Below are 17506 nucleotides of genomic sequence, written 5' to 3'. Positions count from 1 at the left end.
CGCACAGCGGCGACTTGACTGTAGTATATATGGTGCGAATGAGAGGACTTGAACCTCCACGGGGTTGCCCCCACTAGAACCTGAATCTAGCGCGTCTGCCAATTCCGCCACACTCGCATAAAAAAATACACAAAAAATTCAAAAACGATGGTAATATAGTAATGTACTACGTAAGATATAGTAACCATCTGCAAAAAAATGATAGCATAACTTTGTAATAATGGTCAAGCAGAACATCGACAACAAGGAAGTGAGGGTTATGAAAGACCAGGAAAAACGACAGTTTTTCCGTCTTACACTTAAAAATCCACTTATCTCGGATGTAACAATTATCCGTGTAAAAGAAAATGCAATTGAAACAGGAAGTGCAAATGTGTTGATCGAGGACATTAGTGCGGGCGGACTTCGCTTCACCTCCAATGTTCTCCTTCCAGTCACACCACAAATTATTCTGGAATTCGAGACAACAATCCTGAATCAGATGGTTAAGTTTCCTGGTTATATTGTCTGGAAAAAAAGCAGTGAAACCGGACTTCAAGAATACGGAGTCCAGTTTACGATCGATAACGAACAATTCCCCAACATAACCAGCATACTTCACCAGCTTGAAGTTCGGCTACGACGTTCCCCACTTAGTCCAAGCTGCCGCTTTGCAACAACGGAAGAAATTACTTCTATAAAAAAATTCACCCCTTCTTCTTGAACAAAATAAAAAAGCGAGCTTATTCTCAAGCTTGCTTTTTTATTTTGTTTGTATGTTTTGGCTGTTACGCATCAAAGCGAAGCGTCAGCCATTCCTCATCTGCCCTGCGCTCACACAGGATAAAGCCGCGTGCTTCATATTCCTGTATCACATCAGCTTCTGCCCATTCTACAATACCCGAGACGACGGCCACTCCACCTGCTTTCAGCAAGCGACGACACGTAGCAACCTGCCGAATAGCCTCTTCCCCCCCAATGTTAATAAGCAGAATATCATACATGCTTTCTCCTTCCAGACAGTTCCCATCTCCGACAAATACCTCCGGAGAAGGTACGTTGTTCAACTCCGCAAGATATCCAATCTCTGATGGTGAGGACGGGTTAATATCAATTGCTAGCACATGCCCCGCTCCGCGCATGATGCAGTATACGCCGAGAATACCAGAACCAGCTCCAATATCGATCACTGCTTTGCCTGCTGTATCCAGTTCTTCAATCACACGAAGGCAACTTTTCGTTGTGCCATGCTTGCCAGTCCCGAATGCGCCACCTGGCTCTATAAGCAGCTTATACGGTTGCGAATATTTCTCTGCCTCTTCCTGTAGCCAGAGCGGGACTAATACAAGCTCATCTGACACCACTTCAACCGTAAAATGTTCTTTCCAATCATCCACATGCTGCAATTCCGGCTCTTTCCATATTACCTCGATCAGACCGGTTGGCATGAACTCTTCACGGATACGTGCCAATGACTTTTCCGCATAAGCAGCCAGCTCTTCTTTCGAACATTGTACCGACTCATATGTAATGATTGTGCTATCCGCTTCTTTAACCGCGTAATCATATCCATCTGGAATTTGAATAATGTCAACCGGGCTGTCAATCCAGCTATTCTCAAACCCCATTTCTCCAAGCATGTACATCACTGACTCCTCATCCGTCTGGAACGGAAACCGGAGCTGGTATTCAATCCAGTTCATCGTCTTCCTCCTTTACTTTCTAATCTCTGACTTTATCAAACCTAGCAGGAGCGATGCAACCGCAGGAGGTAGCCCCGACAGAAAAAAAGGCTGCCCGTTCCTCCGGACAGCCTGTTGCTTATTTATCCTCTAGCAGCGCATGAATATCAGCGAGCATCGCATCGGTATCCAACTCGCTTCCCATGCGGTACACCGCACGAATATTCTGGCTACCATCAAGCAGGAACAACTGATTCGAATGCATAAACAGTCCGCCATCTTGTTCCTCTGCCAACACCTTAAACCCTTTGAGCACCTGCTTTGTTTGCTCCTGACTCCCGCGCAGGAACAGCCAGCCGTCCTGCTTCATTCCGGTTCGGTCTGTATACTGCTTAAGCACAGCTTCAGTATCATACTTTGAATCGAATGATATGGTCATCAGCAGTACTCGCTCTGCGAGCAATTTCTCCTTACGAAGCTGCTCTGCCAGACGTAAAAGTTTAAAGTTGGTGGCCTGGCATATGTCCGGGCAGCGCGTGTAGTGAAACGATACGATTCGCACTTTTCCATCCGATTCGCGAAGCGGCACCGTACGGCCATACATGTCTGTAAGCGTAAAATTAGGGGCGCGGTCCACGACAGGTAACGTGCTGCTTCCCCACCACAACTTCCAGCCGATCAGTCCACAAACGACAAGCAACAACGCCGCAACAAACCACGTAACCCACTCCCGCTTCCCGGACGAAACCATCTTATACCCGGTCAATCATAACAAACAAACAGAACAAGGTCAGATAAATAATGGAATACGTAAACGAGCGACGACCAAATTTGATATCATCTTTCGCAAACAGTCCGGAGAAGTTCAATAAGAGATAGCCAAAGCCAAGTATACTCATTGCTACAAGATACACTTTGCCGACTTCTCCTACCATATACAGCATAAGAGAGATCGGGACAAGGGCAATCGTATAGCTAAGAATATGATTTTTGGTAACACGGAATCCGTATACAGCTGGCATCATCTGGAACCCAGCACTGCGGTAATCATTCGCCCGACGCATAGCAAGTGCCAGAAAGTGCGGACACTGCCAGATAAACATGAAGAAAAACAAAATCCACGCAGTCAGATCAAGCGTTCCACTAATTGCCGTATAGCCCATAACTGGTGGCATAGCCCCGGATACTGCACCTACTAGCGTGTTCAATGTTGTCGTACGCTTCGTCCACATCGTATACACAACAACATAGAAGAACAATGCGACAAGCCCAAGCACTGCACAAAGCGCATTAACGGAGAGAAGCATCAAAGAACCGAGCACACCAAGAATCAATCCCAGACGCATAACATTTTGTGGTTTCAAGCGTCCTTCTACTAGCGCACGACTTTTCGTACGCTCCATATGGCGATCCAGATCACGGTCAAGGTAGTTATTTAATGACGTCCCGGACATAATAATGAAAGATGAGCCAAGCGCAGTTAGAAGCGTGATCGAGAGCGGTAGCGGTCCATCCGCTGCCAGCCACAAGCCAGCAAACAGTGTCATTAAGTTCGAGATCGTAATCCCAACTTTTGTAACCCCAACATATTCACGTATTGTTTCTTTTAAAGTCATTGGTTCTCCCTGTACAGCCCCCGTCGTATTTTCATATTCTGCTGATTTAATTTCTGAGATAGGAGTTCCCACAATATCCCTCCTTAAATAAATTACTCGTTAGCCAAGATTGCCTGTGGAATGGTGACGCTGCGACACGAGAGACCCGGAACGCAGCAGTTCGCCGCCTAATCGTGTCTCTACAGTCATAAACACACTAAACGCAAACAGTAAAGAAGACAACGATGTATGCATAATGCTAGCCCAAAGCGCCAGATTCGCGCTAATATCCGCAAAACCAGCAACGATCTCTAATACAAGCAAGCCCGCCACCATCGACGCTTCGAACTTCAACACTTTCTTCTGCATGGAATGGAAGAATAGGCTAATAATCGCGCCGGCAACCACTACACTTATAACAAAATGTAGGTACATCAAAACTTCAGCAACCGTTTGAGAGGTGATAAGCTCACTAAGCCACTCATCGCCACCAAGCACCCATACTTTCCCAGCATGACTATGCTTGATGAACGCTCCAAGCACAATTTGCAAATAAATCGCGCCCGTTGCCCACATGGCACGTTTGCGAAGGGCAAGCACATTGCGATTCTCCTCAAATTGTCCATTCTCTCTCCGATGCTGTGCCAGGTTAATACCCGTAATCGTAACGTACGTGGCAAACAACAACATCGCAGCACTCGTATCCATCGCTGTAAAACCCCGCGGAAGTTTGTGCAGCACGTTCACACCGCCCAGTACAGCGACCACGCCCAACAGAATAAGCGAAACAAACGTCAGTTTAGCGGCCTTCGGGCTCTCTTTCCGATGGCGCCATGCCATGTACACATTGGCCAAAACTATAAATCCGATCGTTGTCGATAGCATCCGATGCGTGTACTCAATAATAATCTTGCCTTCCATTGGTGGAATGATATGCCCGTTGCAGAGCGGCCAGTCCGAACAAGCCAATCCGGCATCAAGTCCGACGACGAGCGCTCCGGCAATAAGCAGCAGGAAGATCGCGACACTTGTTACAAAAGGTAAACGATAACCCATACAAAAGTCCCCCGTTATACTTAAAAAGTAGTAGCTATGCCTCCACGTCATATTCACATACACGACATGGCATTCCCATCATACCAGTATAATGCATCGGAAAGAAAGGCGATTTCGTGCCAATAACACCTCTTCCTTACATCATGCTTCAGGGCTGACATGGGACAAATACAGTAGAACTGTAGATGCAAAATAACATCTATCTAGTTTACACCATATAGATGTTATCAAGTTTCATTTGCTTTGTATAGTGTTTTGGCTATATGTAGGAAGCACGTTATCTATGCCTGTGACCCTTGTGAAAACAGCGATAAAACCAAAAAAGCAAAGGCTTTTTTGGCCTTTACTTCTAGAAGGAGTTCAGCACATCGGACACAGTACTTTCACAATTTCACTTGATGACCGAGATGAACTCTTGCACAATCCGCGCCGTTAATCCCCAGATAATTTTCCCATTGTATTGATAGAAAAATTCAGGCAAGCGAGTGGTCCGCCACTTGTACTCTTTGCCGAGCGGAATGAGGTCGAACGGGAAATCTTCATCCGGCTTCACGGCCAGCTGAATGTAGTGTACCTGCGGCTCATTCTCCAGAAAAAACGAAAGCGGCACATAAAATACTTCTCCGACTTCCGCTTTGTTAGGTGACAGGCGGCGTTCATCCCGGATACGCCCGACAAAGGAGTAGATGGAAGAAGAGTAAGGCGGAATCAGCACGCCGAGATCGGCGATCACTTCAATATCGTCAGACTGAATGCCAAGCTCCTCACATGTCTCACGGATAGCCGCCTCTTTCTCGTTTTTATCAGACGGATCAATCTTGCCCCCAGGGAAGCATATCTCTCCTGGCTGACGCGTAAGCGTACTGGCCCGCACCTCAAACAGAACGTGCCATTTGCCGTCTTTTTCAATCAGAGGTATCATAATAGCCGCCCGCATCAACGGGGCGAACCCAAACAAGTTAACGGAACGCTGACTTATACGCTGTTGAATTTGTTCTAACATCGACTAATAATCTTCTCCTTTACATATACGCGCCTACAGAATCACCGCCTCATCTATCTCAATATAGGCGTCGCGTAAAATTTTGGCCAGGTAGTCGTACGGCGTACGTGCAATTTCAGCATAGCTTTTGCGCGTATACAAATGCCTTGCGCAAGGAAACTCCTGCCGAAGCTGGGCCCGCAGCTTGCGACCGGACGAATCCTCATCTACAAAAATATATACCTCTGCATCCCCTGCCTCACTGTATAGCTCCTCAAGCTTATAGCTACTTAATGTGCCGTTGGTGCAGATAATCTCGACTGGTTCTGCAATAATTTTTTCCAGACGTTTCTTGTCGGTCTTGCCTTCCACGATAATGACTTTGTTCACAATCATGACGCTCACCTCACAGTGAATATACCAACATATTTGTCCTCTCTTCTATTATATGGCGATTTGCGCTGCCCGTAAATTCTACGATTTCGCTGGATGAACTCAAATCACTCCACCATTGATGCCTCTGCCCCGTATTTCCGTTTACTTCTATGTTACCCTTCTTCCTCCCTTCACACCCTTTGGAAAATTGTTTGCGGTGTAACAAGCTATATAAGTTGAATTAAAGGTTTTTTATGTTTTGTGTGGAAATAAACCTCTATCAAGATTTTCACGATGGAGAGGCGACAAAAAGATGAATGAGAAGCAGATTGACATACAAGAAGCAAGGAAAGCGATGAACACCACGAAGGATAAGCGGATGTTCGAACGCTATCAAACCGTGTATCTTCATCTTTGTGGAAAGAAAAATAAAGATATTGCACAGCTTCTTGGGCGTACACCCCAAACCATCTGCACGTATTTGAAACTGTATCGAAAAAACGGGCTGGCTGGTCTGGAACTCAGACATTCTCCTGGCGCACCGAAACGTTTAACGGAAGAACAAGAACAACAGGTGGCTGAGGTAGTCGCAACGAAACGTCCGATTGATGTTGATGTCCCTGTCGAGTATAACTGGACCGCAGGTCTAATTGGGAAATGGATCGAACGAGAGTATGGAGTTTCTTACACACTAAAAGGAGTAACCATACTTTTGAAACGTCTCGGTTTTAGCTATACAAAAGCTTCTTATACCCTTGCCAAAGCCGATCCTGAAAAACAGGAAGCTTTTCGTGAAACCTTTACGGGGATAAAAAAAACTTCTGAATGGAGAAATTGACCACGTTCTTTTCCAAGATGAAGCGATGATCCGGGATTATCAGGCTGTTAGTTCTACCTGGTTTCTTCGGGGGAAGCAACGCCTTATTCCAACGTATGGAAAGCATCAGGGTGTAAAGCTAATTGGAGCCTTGAACTATGAAACAGGAAACGTATTCTGTATCGAACGTGAACAGTACGACGCCCAAACATTTCTTTCCTTTTTAGAACTTGTACTTGAACAGTATCCCACAGGGAAAATTGTCATGGTTCTGGATAATGCACGTATTCATCATGCAAAATTGATTCAGCCCTTTTTACAAGAACAGGCGGAGCGTCTCTCCCTTGTCTTTTTGCCTCCGTATAGTCCAAACCTTAACCTTATCGAAGGCTTGTGGAAATGGCTGAAAAAATCAATCATCGAAAATGTGTTTTATGAATCTGTAAAAGAGATTCGTACCAATGTACAGGCATTTATTCAGCACATAAATCAAGATTTATGTCGGATTGTGAATCGCTTGTGCACAAAAATGTAAATTATTTAATTCAACTTATATAACAGGTAACAGAAAAAAGCCACCTAACTTAAGATGACTTGTTTTCTTTTTTATTTGAGCAGCTATTTCACAAAGCATTTAAACCGATGCTCTTTTTAAATTCTTTAAGACTTGTATACGGAAACACACCGATGCGATTCAATTCAAATTTTGGACTGCCTGGATATACCCTTCCTTTTCTAGTTGTAAAGGCCATATGGATGCCTTCTTGTTTTAAAATTTTAATCGTGTTTTGGTTATACTGACCGTATGGATACGCAAAGTAACGGTTACCAAAGTGATGAGCATGTAATAATTCGCTAACGGTATGGATATCATTTTTAACTGCTACACGTGGCTGTGCCAACATAAAACTTTCCTTACCGAGTACACGGTGGAAGTGATGCGCATGGGGCTCATACGTAAATACATCACTGTACTTAGGTAATTCAGACCAGCTTACGCGGTTTAACATATCTGGATTGAACTTTTCCGGATCTTGCTGCATAGACCCTGTGATTACGAACATGGTTGCTTTATACTGATAACGCTTAAGTATCGGATAAGCGTACATAAAATTTGTCAAATAACCATCATCAAAGGTTAAAACCACTGTTTTTGCGGGCAGCTTAATTTTTTTATCCACATATTGTTCAAGTGTATCAAGCTGAATCGTCTTGTACCCATTATCATGCAGAATTTTCATTTGGACAGCAAAAGCTTCAGGTGTAATTACAGCTGGATTCTTACGAAATTTTTTATTTTCACTTGCCTTTAGTATGTGATGATACATAAGAACAGGAACCCCAGGAACAGATGCATCTATGTCCCCTTTCTCATACGTATGAGATGGAATAAACGGATTTTCATGCTGGTGCTTATGTTTTTTCTGGGCCCCGGAATTTTCCTGTGTTCCAGCTACATCCTTATCGAATGTACTACAAGCAGAAAGCATATATACGATAAGTAAAACAGATAATACTAGCCCCATTTTTTTCATATTTTTTCCTCGCTCCTTGCAAATGCTGGAGTTTTTCTCTCTTTAGATTTATTGAATAACCCTGTCCATCAAGCTGACAATGAGCTCTATTTCTTATAATAATCACTGGAAATAAGATAGACATTAAAGATTGATGAGAAATCATCAAAAAATCCTATGAAAATTTGTATATCGATATTCCCCTATTTTAACATATAAAGATAATTAAGAATAATAACCCTCATTATGTAAAAAAAGTTTCTTCTATATTAAGAAAAGAGCTTGTTTTATTATTGTTGGCAAAGGTAATGCTAAACCTTATTTCCTAAATAAAGGAGACTAGATAACATGACAGAGAAATATGAAGGATTTCTAAAAGAACACCGAGCTGAACACCTAGAAGAAATGAAGACTTTTCTGCGCATCCCAAGTGTGAGTGCGCTCTCTGAGCATAAAGAAGACATGAAGCGAGCAGCAGAGTGGCTAGTCGATTCCCTGAAAGCAGCAGGACTGGAGAATGTGAAACTGATGCCAACGGCGAGTAATCCAATTGTATATGCCGACTGGCTGCACGCCGACAGCGATAAAACCGTACTTGTATACGGGCACTATGACGTACAGCCGGTCGATCCTCTGCATCTATGGCAAACCCCACCTTTTGAGCCGGATATTCGGGACGAAAAAATTTACGCGCGTGGCGCATCCGATGATAAAGGGCAAGTGTTCATGCATATTAAAGCTGTAGAAGCGCTTCTTCAGACAGAAGGAAAACTTCCGGTCAACATCAAGTTCTGCATCGAAGGCGAAGAAGAAGTGGGCAGTCCGACACTTGAGCCATTTGTAGCAGAAAATAAAGACCTGCTTGCCGCCGATGTGCTGGTCATCTCGGATACCCCGATGCTAGAGCGAGGCAAGCCTGCGATTTGCTACGGTCTGCGTGGATTATGCGCGATGCAGATTGATGTGTATGGCGCAAAGGGCGACCTGCATTCCGGCATTTACGGTGGGGGTGTGGCCAATCCACTGCACGCCCTCTCCTCTATTCTCGCTTCTCTGCACAATGCGGACGGACGGGTAGCAGTCGACGGATTTTATGATAAGGTCGTACCGCTGACTGAGGAAGAACGTCAGGCGTATCGGGAACTGAATTATGATGAGGGAGCCGTTAAGCAGGAGCTGAACGTATCCGAACTGTACGGTGAAGCAGGCTATAGCTTCCTTGAGCGTACATGGACACGCCCGACCCTTGAAATAAATGGGTTGTATGGTGGCTTCCAAGGTGAAGGCACTAAAACCGTCCTACCCGCTGAAGCACACGCCAAGCTTTCCTGCCGACTGGTTGCCGACCAGGAACCGGATGACATTCTTAATGCTGTGGAAGCGCACATTCACGCCCATACACCGCCAGGCGTTCGCGTCACGGTAACCCGGACGGATAAAGGCCGCCCATTCCAGATGCCGTACGATCATCCGGTGATTCAGGCGGCGATGACCGCGTATGAGAAAGCGTATGAAGTCAAGCCCGCCCTGACCCGGATGGGTGGCTCGATTCCCATTGTGGAAGGCTTTGGTCGTCTACTTGCTGTTCCGGTCGTCCTGATGGGTTTCGGTCTGCCGGGTGAGAACTTCCATGCGCCGAACGAGCATTTCCATCTTGAGAATTTTGATAAAGGGCTACTGACGATCTGCGCCTATCTGAAAGAGCTAGCGCATACAGAGTGGAACTAATCCCCATATAGTAGACGAGAATCCAGCTTCATGTAGAGGCTGGATTCTCGTCTAAACTGAACGTTCGGTCTATAAATAAACTATCAACTTCTCAAATCCTGTAAAGAACTGGATCAAAAAAGACCGCCTCTCCCAAGACGGTCCATACCCTTTACCTATGCTTTACAAGACAACCGATGACTTCTGGCGAATATACCGTGTCAACTCCGCCGTCATCTCATAATAGAAGAACGGCGTAATCAAATAAATACCATTGAAATACGCCATCGCCGCATCCGTCAACTCCCGTGCAATCGCCACACCTTCTGCGCGTGCCTCTGGACCTGATTCAAACTTCCGCATCCGCTCCCGTGCCTCGTCAGACAACCGAATACCCGGTACCTCATTATGCAAGAACTCGGCGTTGCGTGATCCGGTGAGCGGCATAATGCCGATAAAAATCGGCACATCAAGATGCTTTGCCCCCTCATGAATCCGCTCAATCATCTCCACATCATACACCGGCTGCGTCATAATATAATCCGCACCCGCTTCGATTTTCTTCTCCAAACGACGCAGCGCCGCATCGAACTGGCGCACATGCGGGTTGAATGCAGCCCCCACGACGAAGTTTGCCCGCTGCTTCAGCGGCTTACCGGAGAACGTAAATCCTTCATTCAACTGCTTGATCATGCGGATCAAGTCAAACGAAGAAACGTCAAACACGGAACTTGCCCCTGGCAAATCACCGAAACGAGCCGGGTCGCCCGTAATAACGAGTGCCTGGTGAATGCCGAGCGCATGCATGCCCATCAAGTGCGACTGCTGGCCGATCAGATTACGGTCACGGCAGGCGATGTGCAGCAACGGCTCCGCCCCGAGCTTCGATTTCATCATGGCCCCGAGCGCCAGATTACTCATGCGCGTCGTCGCCAGCGAATTATCTGCCAATGTGACCGCATCCGCACCCGCATCCTGCAAGGCAGCGGTTCCGGCTAAGAACCGCTCTGTATCGAGATCACGTGGCGGGTCTAATTCGACAATAATCGTATGACGTTCCTTTACCGTATCCACAATGCTCGGTGGACGAACCGACGGCGATCCGATCTCAATCGGAACGAATGCTTCCTCTGCCTCACGCACTGGATTGACACGCGGCAGTGGCTCACGCTCTGCCAGTACTTGTGCCATCATACGGATATGCTCCGGTGTCGTTCCACAGCAGCCACCGATCAGGCGTGCACCCTGCGTACGGAAGCGAAGCGCACTATCTCCGAAGTACTGCGGCACAGATGCGTATGAATATTCCCCATCCGAGATGGCCAGACGACCCGCATTCGGAAACACGGAAAACGGCGTATCATCCGGGATAATCGTCTGCTCAATCGATCGGAGCGCTTCTGCCGGACCGAGACGGCAATTCAGACCGACGATATCGGCTCCCGCCTTTTTCATCTCGGCAAATGCCTGGCTCAATGTAAAACCATCACGCGTGCGGCCTACTTCAATTGTGGCAAGCTGAGCAATAATCGGCAGGTCCGTCATCGGGCGGATTACATTCAGTGCCAGCAGCAGCTCATCCAGGTCAAGGAACGTCTCCAGTAGAATTGCGTCAACCCCACCAAGCAGGAGCGCCTCTGTCTGTTCCTCGAACTGCTCGGCATACGGCTGAATATTCGTATCACGCACGCGGCCCCCATTGATGGAGCCAATGCCACCCGCGATGTACGCATCCTCTCCCACAGATTCCCGTGCTAACTGTGCCGCCTTACGATTAATACGGGTCACCTTATGCCCAAGCCCATGGCGGGCAAGCGAATCACGGTGTGCGCCGTATGTGTTTGTCTGAATAAACCGTGCGCCGGCGTCATAATACGAACGGTGCACACTTCCAATCAACTCTGGATTAGACAGCGTCAGTTCTTCATAACAGACTCCTATCGGCACGCCAAGACGGTAGAGCCATGTGGCCATGGCTCCGTCTCCAATCAGTAGATGGTCTTGCAGATATTGTTTGAGGTTCTCTTTTGCCATTTCTCTATCTCCTTTCCCCTGCTACTCCGCATTGAAATAGCGTGCTTCTGGATGAGAGAATACCATCGCTGATACAGATGCTTCCGGCTCCATCATGCACCCTTCTGTCAGAATAACCCCGATATCTTCCGGGTGCATAAGTGCAAACAGTTTCTTCTGGTCTTCTAAATCCGGGCAAGCTGGGTAGCCGAATGAGACGCGAATCCCCTGATAGCGTGCACCAAAACGTTCAAGCATGGTCATCTCCGCCCGGTCTGGAAAGCCCCATGTATCACGAATAATATGATGCGCACGCTCAGCAAATGCCTCCGCCAACTCTAATGCCAGCGCCTGCAAGGCATGGGAACGCAAATAATCGCCTTTTTCTTTCCATTCTTCCGCTTTCTCACGCACACCTTCGCCCGCTGTTACGACAAGGAATGCCACATAATCCATCTCCCCGCTTTCAACGGGCTTCAAGAAATCAGCCAGGCAAAGGTATGGATCTTTCGTCTGGCGCGGGAATTCAAATGTCTGAATGATGCGGCTGTGGTCAGCTGGATCATAGACATACACTTTATTGCCATCCCCCTGAGCTGGGAAGAAACGATACATCGCCTGCACTTTAAGAAGTCCGGTCTGTTTTGCTTCTGCCAACAGCTCATCAAGCACTGCTTTCAGCTCCGTTGTTTTCGGGTCCCCTTCTTCGAGCAGCTTGTCGACATTGCCACGCACACCAAGATGCTTGCCAATTAGCATACGCCAGTTGATATACGGCTGCAGATGTGTAAGCGGGTAGTCACGCAAAACATGACGGTCCGTATCCGGTGCCAAATAGACCGGCGTTGATGAACCTACATTCGAACGAGTCGGCACAAACTCGGCTGCTTTTACTTCTACCGCTGCATTTTCTGGTACAGCCCAAGCAGCCAGCGCTTCCTCATGTGCTGCTTCTAGAGCAGCACGTTCTTTTGGATTGGCCAATTTATTAGCTAGATCAAGCCCATACATCGCGTCCTTCGCATATAGTACAAGCCCATCATACTGCGGTGCAATGCGGGTATCTGTGAACTTGCGGGTCAGCGCCGCACCCCCGACAAGAATCGGGGCATCAATGCCTGCTTCTTTTAAGTCCTGAGCGGTTGTAACCATCTGCTGAGCTGATTTGACAAGCAAACCGGACAGGCCGATCATATCTGGCTTCGATTCACGGCACGCCTGGATAATCTGTTCCGGTGTAACTTTGATGCCCAAGTTAATGATGTCATAGCCATTGTTGCCCAGAATGATCTCGACAAGGTTTTTGCCGATATCATGTACATCACCTTTCACCGTTGCCAGCATGACGGTACCTTTCGCGGCGGATTCTGTTTTTTCCATATAAGGTTCGAGATGCGCCACCGCCGCCTTCATGACTTCTGCACTCTGCAATACTTCGGCTACAATCAACTGGTTATCGTTGAACAGGCGACCTACTTCGTCCATGCCCGTCATGAGTGGCCCGTTAATAATTTCGAGCGGCTTATACTTGTTGCGTGCTTCTTCTAAGTCTGGAACTAACCCCTCTTTTGTTCCTTCTACAACATAACGGGCCAGACGCTCTTCTAACGTCAGATTAGATACTTCAACATTCGCCTCTACTTTCTTCTCACGATAGAAGGCTGTGAATGACGCCAGCGTCTCATCGGTTGTGTCAAACAGCAACTCTTCTGCCATCGTGCGCTCCTCGTCCGAAATCGAAGCGAAACGCTGTAACTTCTCGGTATTAACGATGGCGTAATCGAGCCCTGCTTTTGTGCAGTGATACAAATACACTGCATTTAGCACTTCCCGACCCGCTGGTGGCAGACCGAATGACACGTTGCTGACACCGAGAATCGTCTGGCATTCCGGGAATTTTTCTTTAATGAGTCGAATGCCTTCTACTGTTTCTTTCGCCGATCCAATATACGCCTCATCTCCGGTGCCAACCGGGAATACAAGCGGATCAAAAATTAAATCACGCGGATTCAATCCGTATTTATTTACAAGCAGATCATACGACCGCGCAGCCACTTCCAGCTTGCGCTCCCGTGTTACCGCCATTCCTTCTTCATCAATCGTTCCGACTACAACTGCACCACCGAACTTCGTCAACAGCGGCGCCACTTCATCGAACCGCTCTTCACCATCCTCAAGATTAATCGAGTTAATGATCGCCTTGCCCTGCGAATACTTCAGGGCCAGCGCAATGACATTCGGATCTGTAGAATCGATCATCAATGGCACCTTGACCTTGCGGACGACAAACTGAAGAAACGCCTCCATATCACTTGCTTCATCACGGTCCGGGTCCGCCAGACAAATGTCAATCACATGCGCCCCTCGCTTTACCTGGGCACGGGCGATTTCCGATGCTTCCTCATATTTGCCTTCTTTGATCAGATCACGGAACTTTTTGGACCCGATAACATTCGTCCGCTCTCCGACAAACAGCGGGCGGCTATCCGGGTCCAGATATACAGGTTCAATACCGGATACTACATGCGTGTCGATTCCACCCGGCTTACGTGGTTCATACTGCTTCATTACATCCGCAATCGCCCGAATGTGATCCGGTGTCGTACCACAACAACCGCCAGTAACGTTAATCCAGCCTTGCTCCGCAAATCCAGCCAGCTTCGTAGCGAGTGTCTGTGGTGATTCATGATAATTACCGTCTTCATCCGGTAGCCCTGCATTCGGATAACAACTCACCGTACAGTCAGCCATGCCAGACAACGTACGAATATGATCGCGCATGAATTCCGGGCCTGTCGCACAGTTTAGACCGACCGAAATCGGCTTCAAATGGGTAAGTGAAATATAAAACGCCTCAATATTCTGACCAGCAAGCGTAGTCCCCATCGGCTCAATTGTTCCAGAAATCATCACCGGAAGGCGACGATCTAGTGTGTCAAACGCTTTCTGAATGGCAACCCCACCTGCTTTTACATTTAATGTATCCTGCGCCGTTTCCAGCAACAGAACATCGACGCCCCCTTCAATAAGCGCCAGCACCTGTTCGTAGTAAGAATCGATCAGTTCTTCAAATGTAATGCCGCCTGTTACAGACAATGTTTTCGTCGTGGGACCGATCGCTCCAGCCACATAACGCGGCCAGTCTGGTGTCGAATATGCATCTACTGCTTCTTTTGCCAGGCGAGCGGCGGCCAGGTTAATCTCACGGGCGCGGTCCTGCACCTCATATTCGGCCAGCACAACAGATGCGCCACCGAACGTATTCGTCTCAATAATATCTGCACCCGCTTCGAGATACTTCTCATGGATGGAACGAATCACATCCGGGCGGGTTACGTTCAGCAGTTCATTACATCCATCATACGCTTCGCCTCCGAAGTCATCCGGACCGAGATTTGCCTGCTGGAGCATCGTACCCATCGCTCCATCAATGACCAGAATTTTCTCGGCAAGTCTTGCTTCTAATGCCAGCTTGGCTGGCGTGGTTGTTTCTTTCATCCGTCTCATCCCCTTTTTTCGGCAAATAAAAAAAGCCTCCTCGGCAAAGGAAGGCTTTTTGTCTCTATACATACAAGGCAATCGCATTCCTTATCTCCCAGGAATTATATTCCTGCTGGATTTGGCACCGTGTATATCTATACCGGTTGCCGGGCGTCATTGGGCCAGTCCCTCAGCCTTCTCTTGATAAGAAGCTTTTCTTTTTATTTTTTCTAATTATTAATCATTATCAAAAAACAGTCAACCACCAAATTATAACGTGCGGGTTATCACAAGATTCGTCTCATTGCGCAGGTCAATCTCATATGGCGATGCAACCTCGCTACCATCCCGCTCCTTCGTAATCCGAACAACGGGACGATGAACCGAACGCGGATCTACGCTGGATACGACCCCGACCTGCCCTGTATTCAATACAACAACCGATGCAATCGGGTAAACGGCAATATGCTTGACAAACAGCTTTACCAGTTCGATATCAAACAATGAATTCCCTGCCGCAAACAAATATTCCGTTGCTTCATTCGGCGTGTAGTGCTGGCGATAGGAACGGTGCGATGTGAGTGCGTCATACACATCGGCAATCCCAACAATTTGTGCGTATTCGTGAATTTGTTGCTCCCGAAGCTGGCGTGGATACCCTGATCCGTTATAGCGTTCATGATGCTGCAATGCACAGTGAGCAGACAGCAAGGATACATCGTACTGATAACGTAAAATATTAAATCCATCTTCTGTATGATTTTCAATTCTGGAACGCTCTTCGTCTGTCAGTGCCCCTCGCTTGTTCCACAGCTCTTTTGGAAGCTGCGACATTCCAATATCGAACAGAAGGGCTCCTACCCCGAGATCTAGCATCTGGTTCTGATTATATCCTTTAGCTAGACCGATAATCCCAGCAAGAACGGCTACGTTAACAGAATGGTGGAACAAATAAGCGTCTAATGTATGGAGGTTTGCTAGATTGACGAGAACATCCTTGCGACCGCTTAAATCCCCCATAATGCTCCCGAATACGTCCCGAAAGGTTTTCCCCATATCCGGGACACTCATTCGACCTTTCACCTGCGGCTGATCAAGCAGACTAGTCATCGTTTTATGAACAGTCTGAATAGCTTGACGTCGTGTCGTATCACTAATGATATCCTCTGGAATGATATCGGTTGTATGTTTATCTTCTATGTATACGGTATCAATTCCCATTTGCTCAAGGCGGTTAATGTAACGGTCGGTTAATTCCAGACCAGCACCGAGCAGTACATGTCCGGTTTCAGAATAAATCGTTTTTGCAATCTTATCCCCCGGTTTAACCGAGCTGATATGCAGTTTTTTCACGTCCAAAACCACCTTTTGATTTCTTCCTTTACTCTTCTCCTCCCAAATTGTAACACAAAATTACTATCCCTTGTAAAATAAAAGCCACCCTTTTTTTTATAAAGAGAGGCCGTTTTTTCCTATATTTTCGTTAGGACAAGTCCTAACAAAGCAGTACATATGCCGCATATTTGATATAACTTAAGGCGTTCTTTGAACAAATAACAGCCCGTCAAAATGACGACCAGGCAGTTCAGACTTACTACAGGAAACACAATACTAGCCGTTCCAGTCTGCAAGGCATAAAAGTAACAGCTATACCCGATTACACTTAGAACTCCAACAACCGCTCCTATTTGCACCTCTTTGCGCTGAATCTTTTCACGCCCGAGCAAGAAAAGCAGGAATACACTTCCTCCTCCGTACATCGATACGAGCATGTCCAACGAGTGAATGTGTAATGAAGATGAGCCTTTCATAAGAATTCCAAGCAAGCCAAAGGACACAAATGCCAGTAAAATCCGGACAATCCATGGACCGTATTGTGTACCTCCTTTGTTTCCCGGTGTGTACTGAATAACGATCACAGAACCCATCATGCAAAAAACCCCGAGCCAGTGCAGAAAAGGAATCTGTTCATTAAAGATCAGTCCCGCTGCCAGAACCGGCAGAATCGCATTGGCTGCAATAATCGGCGATGTCAGGCTAGCTGGTCCTTTCTCAAAAGCACGCGCCATTTGAATATTCCCATTAGCATTCAGAATACCGATCAGCGTACCCAATATAACGGAAAGCCAATTCGTATGAAACGCTCCCTCACGCAAACCATACGCCAGTGTCAGCAAAAACGCGACAAAATAAAAGAAAAACTGGATGTTTACTTTCGATAGCCGCCGCAATGTGCTCCACTTAAAAATCGTGTTATTTGCCCCAAAGCAAAACGCAGTTGTCATCGCTGCTGCAAGCCACATGAT

At 47.0% G+C, this 17506-nt stretch carries 14 protein-coding genes, 1 tRNA gene and 1 riboswitch; of the genes, 3 read left to right on the top strand and 12 right to left on the bottom strand.

Annotated elements, in window-relative coordinates; translation table 11 throughout:
* Window positions 1-30: 30 nt before the first annotated feature.
* Window positions 31-117, bottom strand: a tRNA-Leu gene (locus CB4_RS04090).
* A 142-nt stretch (window positions 118-259) separates the two neighbouring features.
* Here CB4_RS04090 and CB4_RS04085 point away from each other — a divergent pair.
* Entirely contained in the window at window positions 260-703 is a 444-nt protein-coding gene (locus CB4_RS04085) for a PilZ domain-containing protein (RefSeq protein ID WP_157737780.1), read from the top strand.
* A gap of 64 nt (window positions 704-767) precedes the next feature.
* On the opposite strand, the gene CB4_RS04080 is transcribed toward CB4_RS04085, so the two are convergent.
* The 6 genes from CB4_RS04080 to CB4_RS04055 all read right to left on the bottom strand — a co-directional run bounded on the left by CB4_RS04080 (window position 768) and on the right by CB4_RS04055 (window position 5690).
* Window positions 768-1682: a 50S ribosomal protein L11 methyltransferase gene (locus CB4_RS04080; RefSeq protein WP_096463703.1), complete on the bottom strand. Its 915-nt coding sequence runs from the start codon at window positions 1680-1682 to the stop codon at window positions 768-770.
* Between the two features lie 118 nt (window positions 1683-1800).
* Complete coding sequence (locus tag CB4_RS04075; RefSeq protein ID WP_231956138.1) at window positions 1801-2427, bottom strand: SCO family protein; 627 nt, start codon at window positions 2425-2427, stop codon at window positions 1801-1803.
* Window positions 2414-3349 (bottom strand): heme o synthase, encoded by a 936-nt coding sequence (gene cyoE, locus CB4_RS04070; protein WP_096463701.1) that lies wholly within the window; start codon window positions 3347-3349, stop codon window positions 2414-2416. The genes CB4_RS04075 and cyoE overlap by 14 nt, the downstream gene beginning before the upstream one ends.
* Before the next feature lie 27 nt (window positions 3350-3376).
* Window positions 3377-4312, bottom strand: a complete 936-nt coding sequence (locus CB4_RS04065; protein ID WP_157737778.1) for a COX15/CtaA family protein — start codon at window positions 4310-4312, stop codon at window positions 3377-3379.
* Window positions 4313-4703: 391 nt separating this feature from the next.
* Window positions 4704-5315: an NUDIX hydrolase gene (locus tag CB4_RS04060; RefSeq protein WP_096463699.1), complete on the bottom strand. Its 612-nt coding sequence runs from the start codon at window positions 5313-5315 to the stop codon at window positions 4704-4706.
* A gap of 33 nt (window positions 5316-5348) precedes the next feature.
* A complete protein-coding gene (locus CB4_RS04055) occupies window positions 5349-5690 on the bottom strand; it encodes a toprim domain-containing protein (RefSeq protein WP_172890785.1) in 342 nt (113 codons plus the stop codon).
* A 292-nt stretch (window positions 5691-5982) separates the two neighbouring features.
* Here CB4_RS04055 and CB4_RS04050 point away from each other — a divergent pair.
* Window positions 5983-7021 (top strand): IS630 family transposase gene (locus tag CB4_RS04050; protein WP_269459516.1). Its coding sequence is split into 2 segments (ribosomal slippage): window positions 5983-6480 and window positions 6482-7021, totalling 1038 coding nucleotides; the frame shifts between segments, so codons are not numbered across the junction.
* Window positions 7022-7109: 88 nt separating this feature from the next.
* Here CB4_RS04050 and CB4_RS04045 read toward each other — a convergent pair.
* On the bottom strand, window positions 7110-8021 hold the full coding sequence (locus tag CB4_RS04045; protein WP_096463697.1) for a polysaccharide deacetylase family protein: 912 nt from the start codon (window positions 8019-8021) through the stop codon (window positions 7110-7112).
* A gap of 327 nt (window positions 8022-8348) precedes the next feature.
* On the opposite strand from CB4_RS04045, the gene CB4_RS04040 reads away from it, so the two are divergent.
* Window positions 8349-9728 carry a dipeptidase gene (locus CB4_RS04040; RefSeq protein WP_096463696.1) on the top strand — a complete coding sequence of 460 codons (1380 nt, stop codon included), beginning with the start codon at window positions 8349-8351 and terminating at the stop codon, window positions 9726-9728.
* A gap of 162 nt (window positions 9729-9890) precedes the next feature.
* Here CB4_RS04040 and CB4_RS04035 read toward each other — a convergent pair whose 3' ends face one another.
* From CB4_RS04035 to CB4_RS04020, 4 genes are all read right to left on the bottom strand, one after another.
* Window positions 9891-11741: a bifunctional homocysteine S-methyltransferase/methylenetetrahydrofolate reductase gene (locus CB4_RS04035; RefSeq protein ID WP_096463695.1), complete on the bottom strand. Its 1851-nt coding sequence runs from the start codon at window positions 11739-11741 to the stop codon at window positions 9891-9893.
* Between the two features lie 21 nt (window positions 11742-11762).
* Window positions 11763-15218 (bottom strand): methionine synthase, encoded by a 3456-nt coding sequence (gene metH / locus CB4_RS04030; protein ID WP_096463694.1) that lies wholly within the window; start codon window positions 15216-15218, stop codon window positions 11763-11765.
* Between the two features lie 87 nt (window positions 15219-15305).
* A riboswitch (SAM riboswitch) is annotated at window positions 15306-15411 on the bottom strand.
* Between the two features lie 59 nt (window positions 15412-15470).
* On the bottom strand, window positions 15471-16553 hold the full coding sequence (locus tag CB4_RS04025; RefSeq protein ID WP_096463693.1) for an HD-GYP domain-containing protein: 1083 nt from the start codon (window positions 16551-16553) through the stop codon (window positions 15471-15473).
* A gap of 119 nt (window positions 16554-16672) precedes the next feature.
* Entirely contained in the window at window positions 16673-17503 is an 831-nt protein-coding gene (locus CB4_RS04020) for a DMT family transporter (protein ID WP_096463692.1), read from the bottom strand.
* Between the last annotated feature and the right edge of the window lie 3 nt (window positions 17504-17506).

Origin of the sequence: Aneurinibacillus soli (assembly GCF_002355375.1) — a bacterium.
Lineage (GTDB): Bacteria > Bacillota > Bacilli > Aneurinibacillales > Aneurinibacillaceae > Aneurinibacillus > Aneurinibacillus soli.
This window is presented reverse-complemented; position numbering and strand designations above follow the sequence as displayed.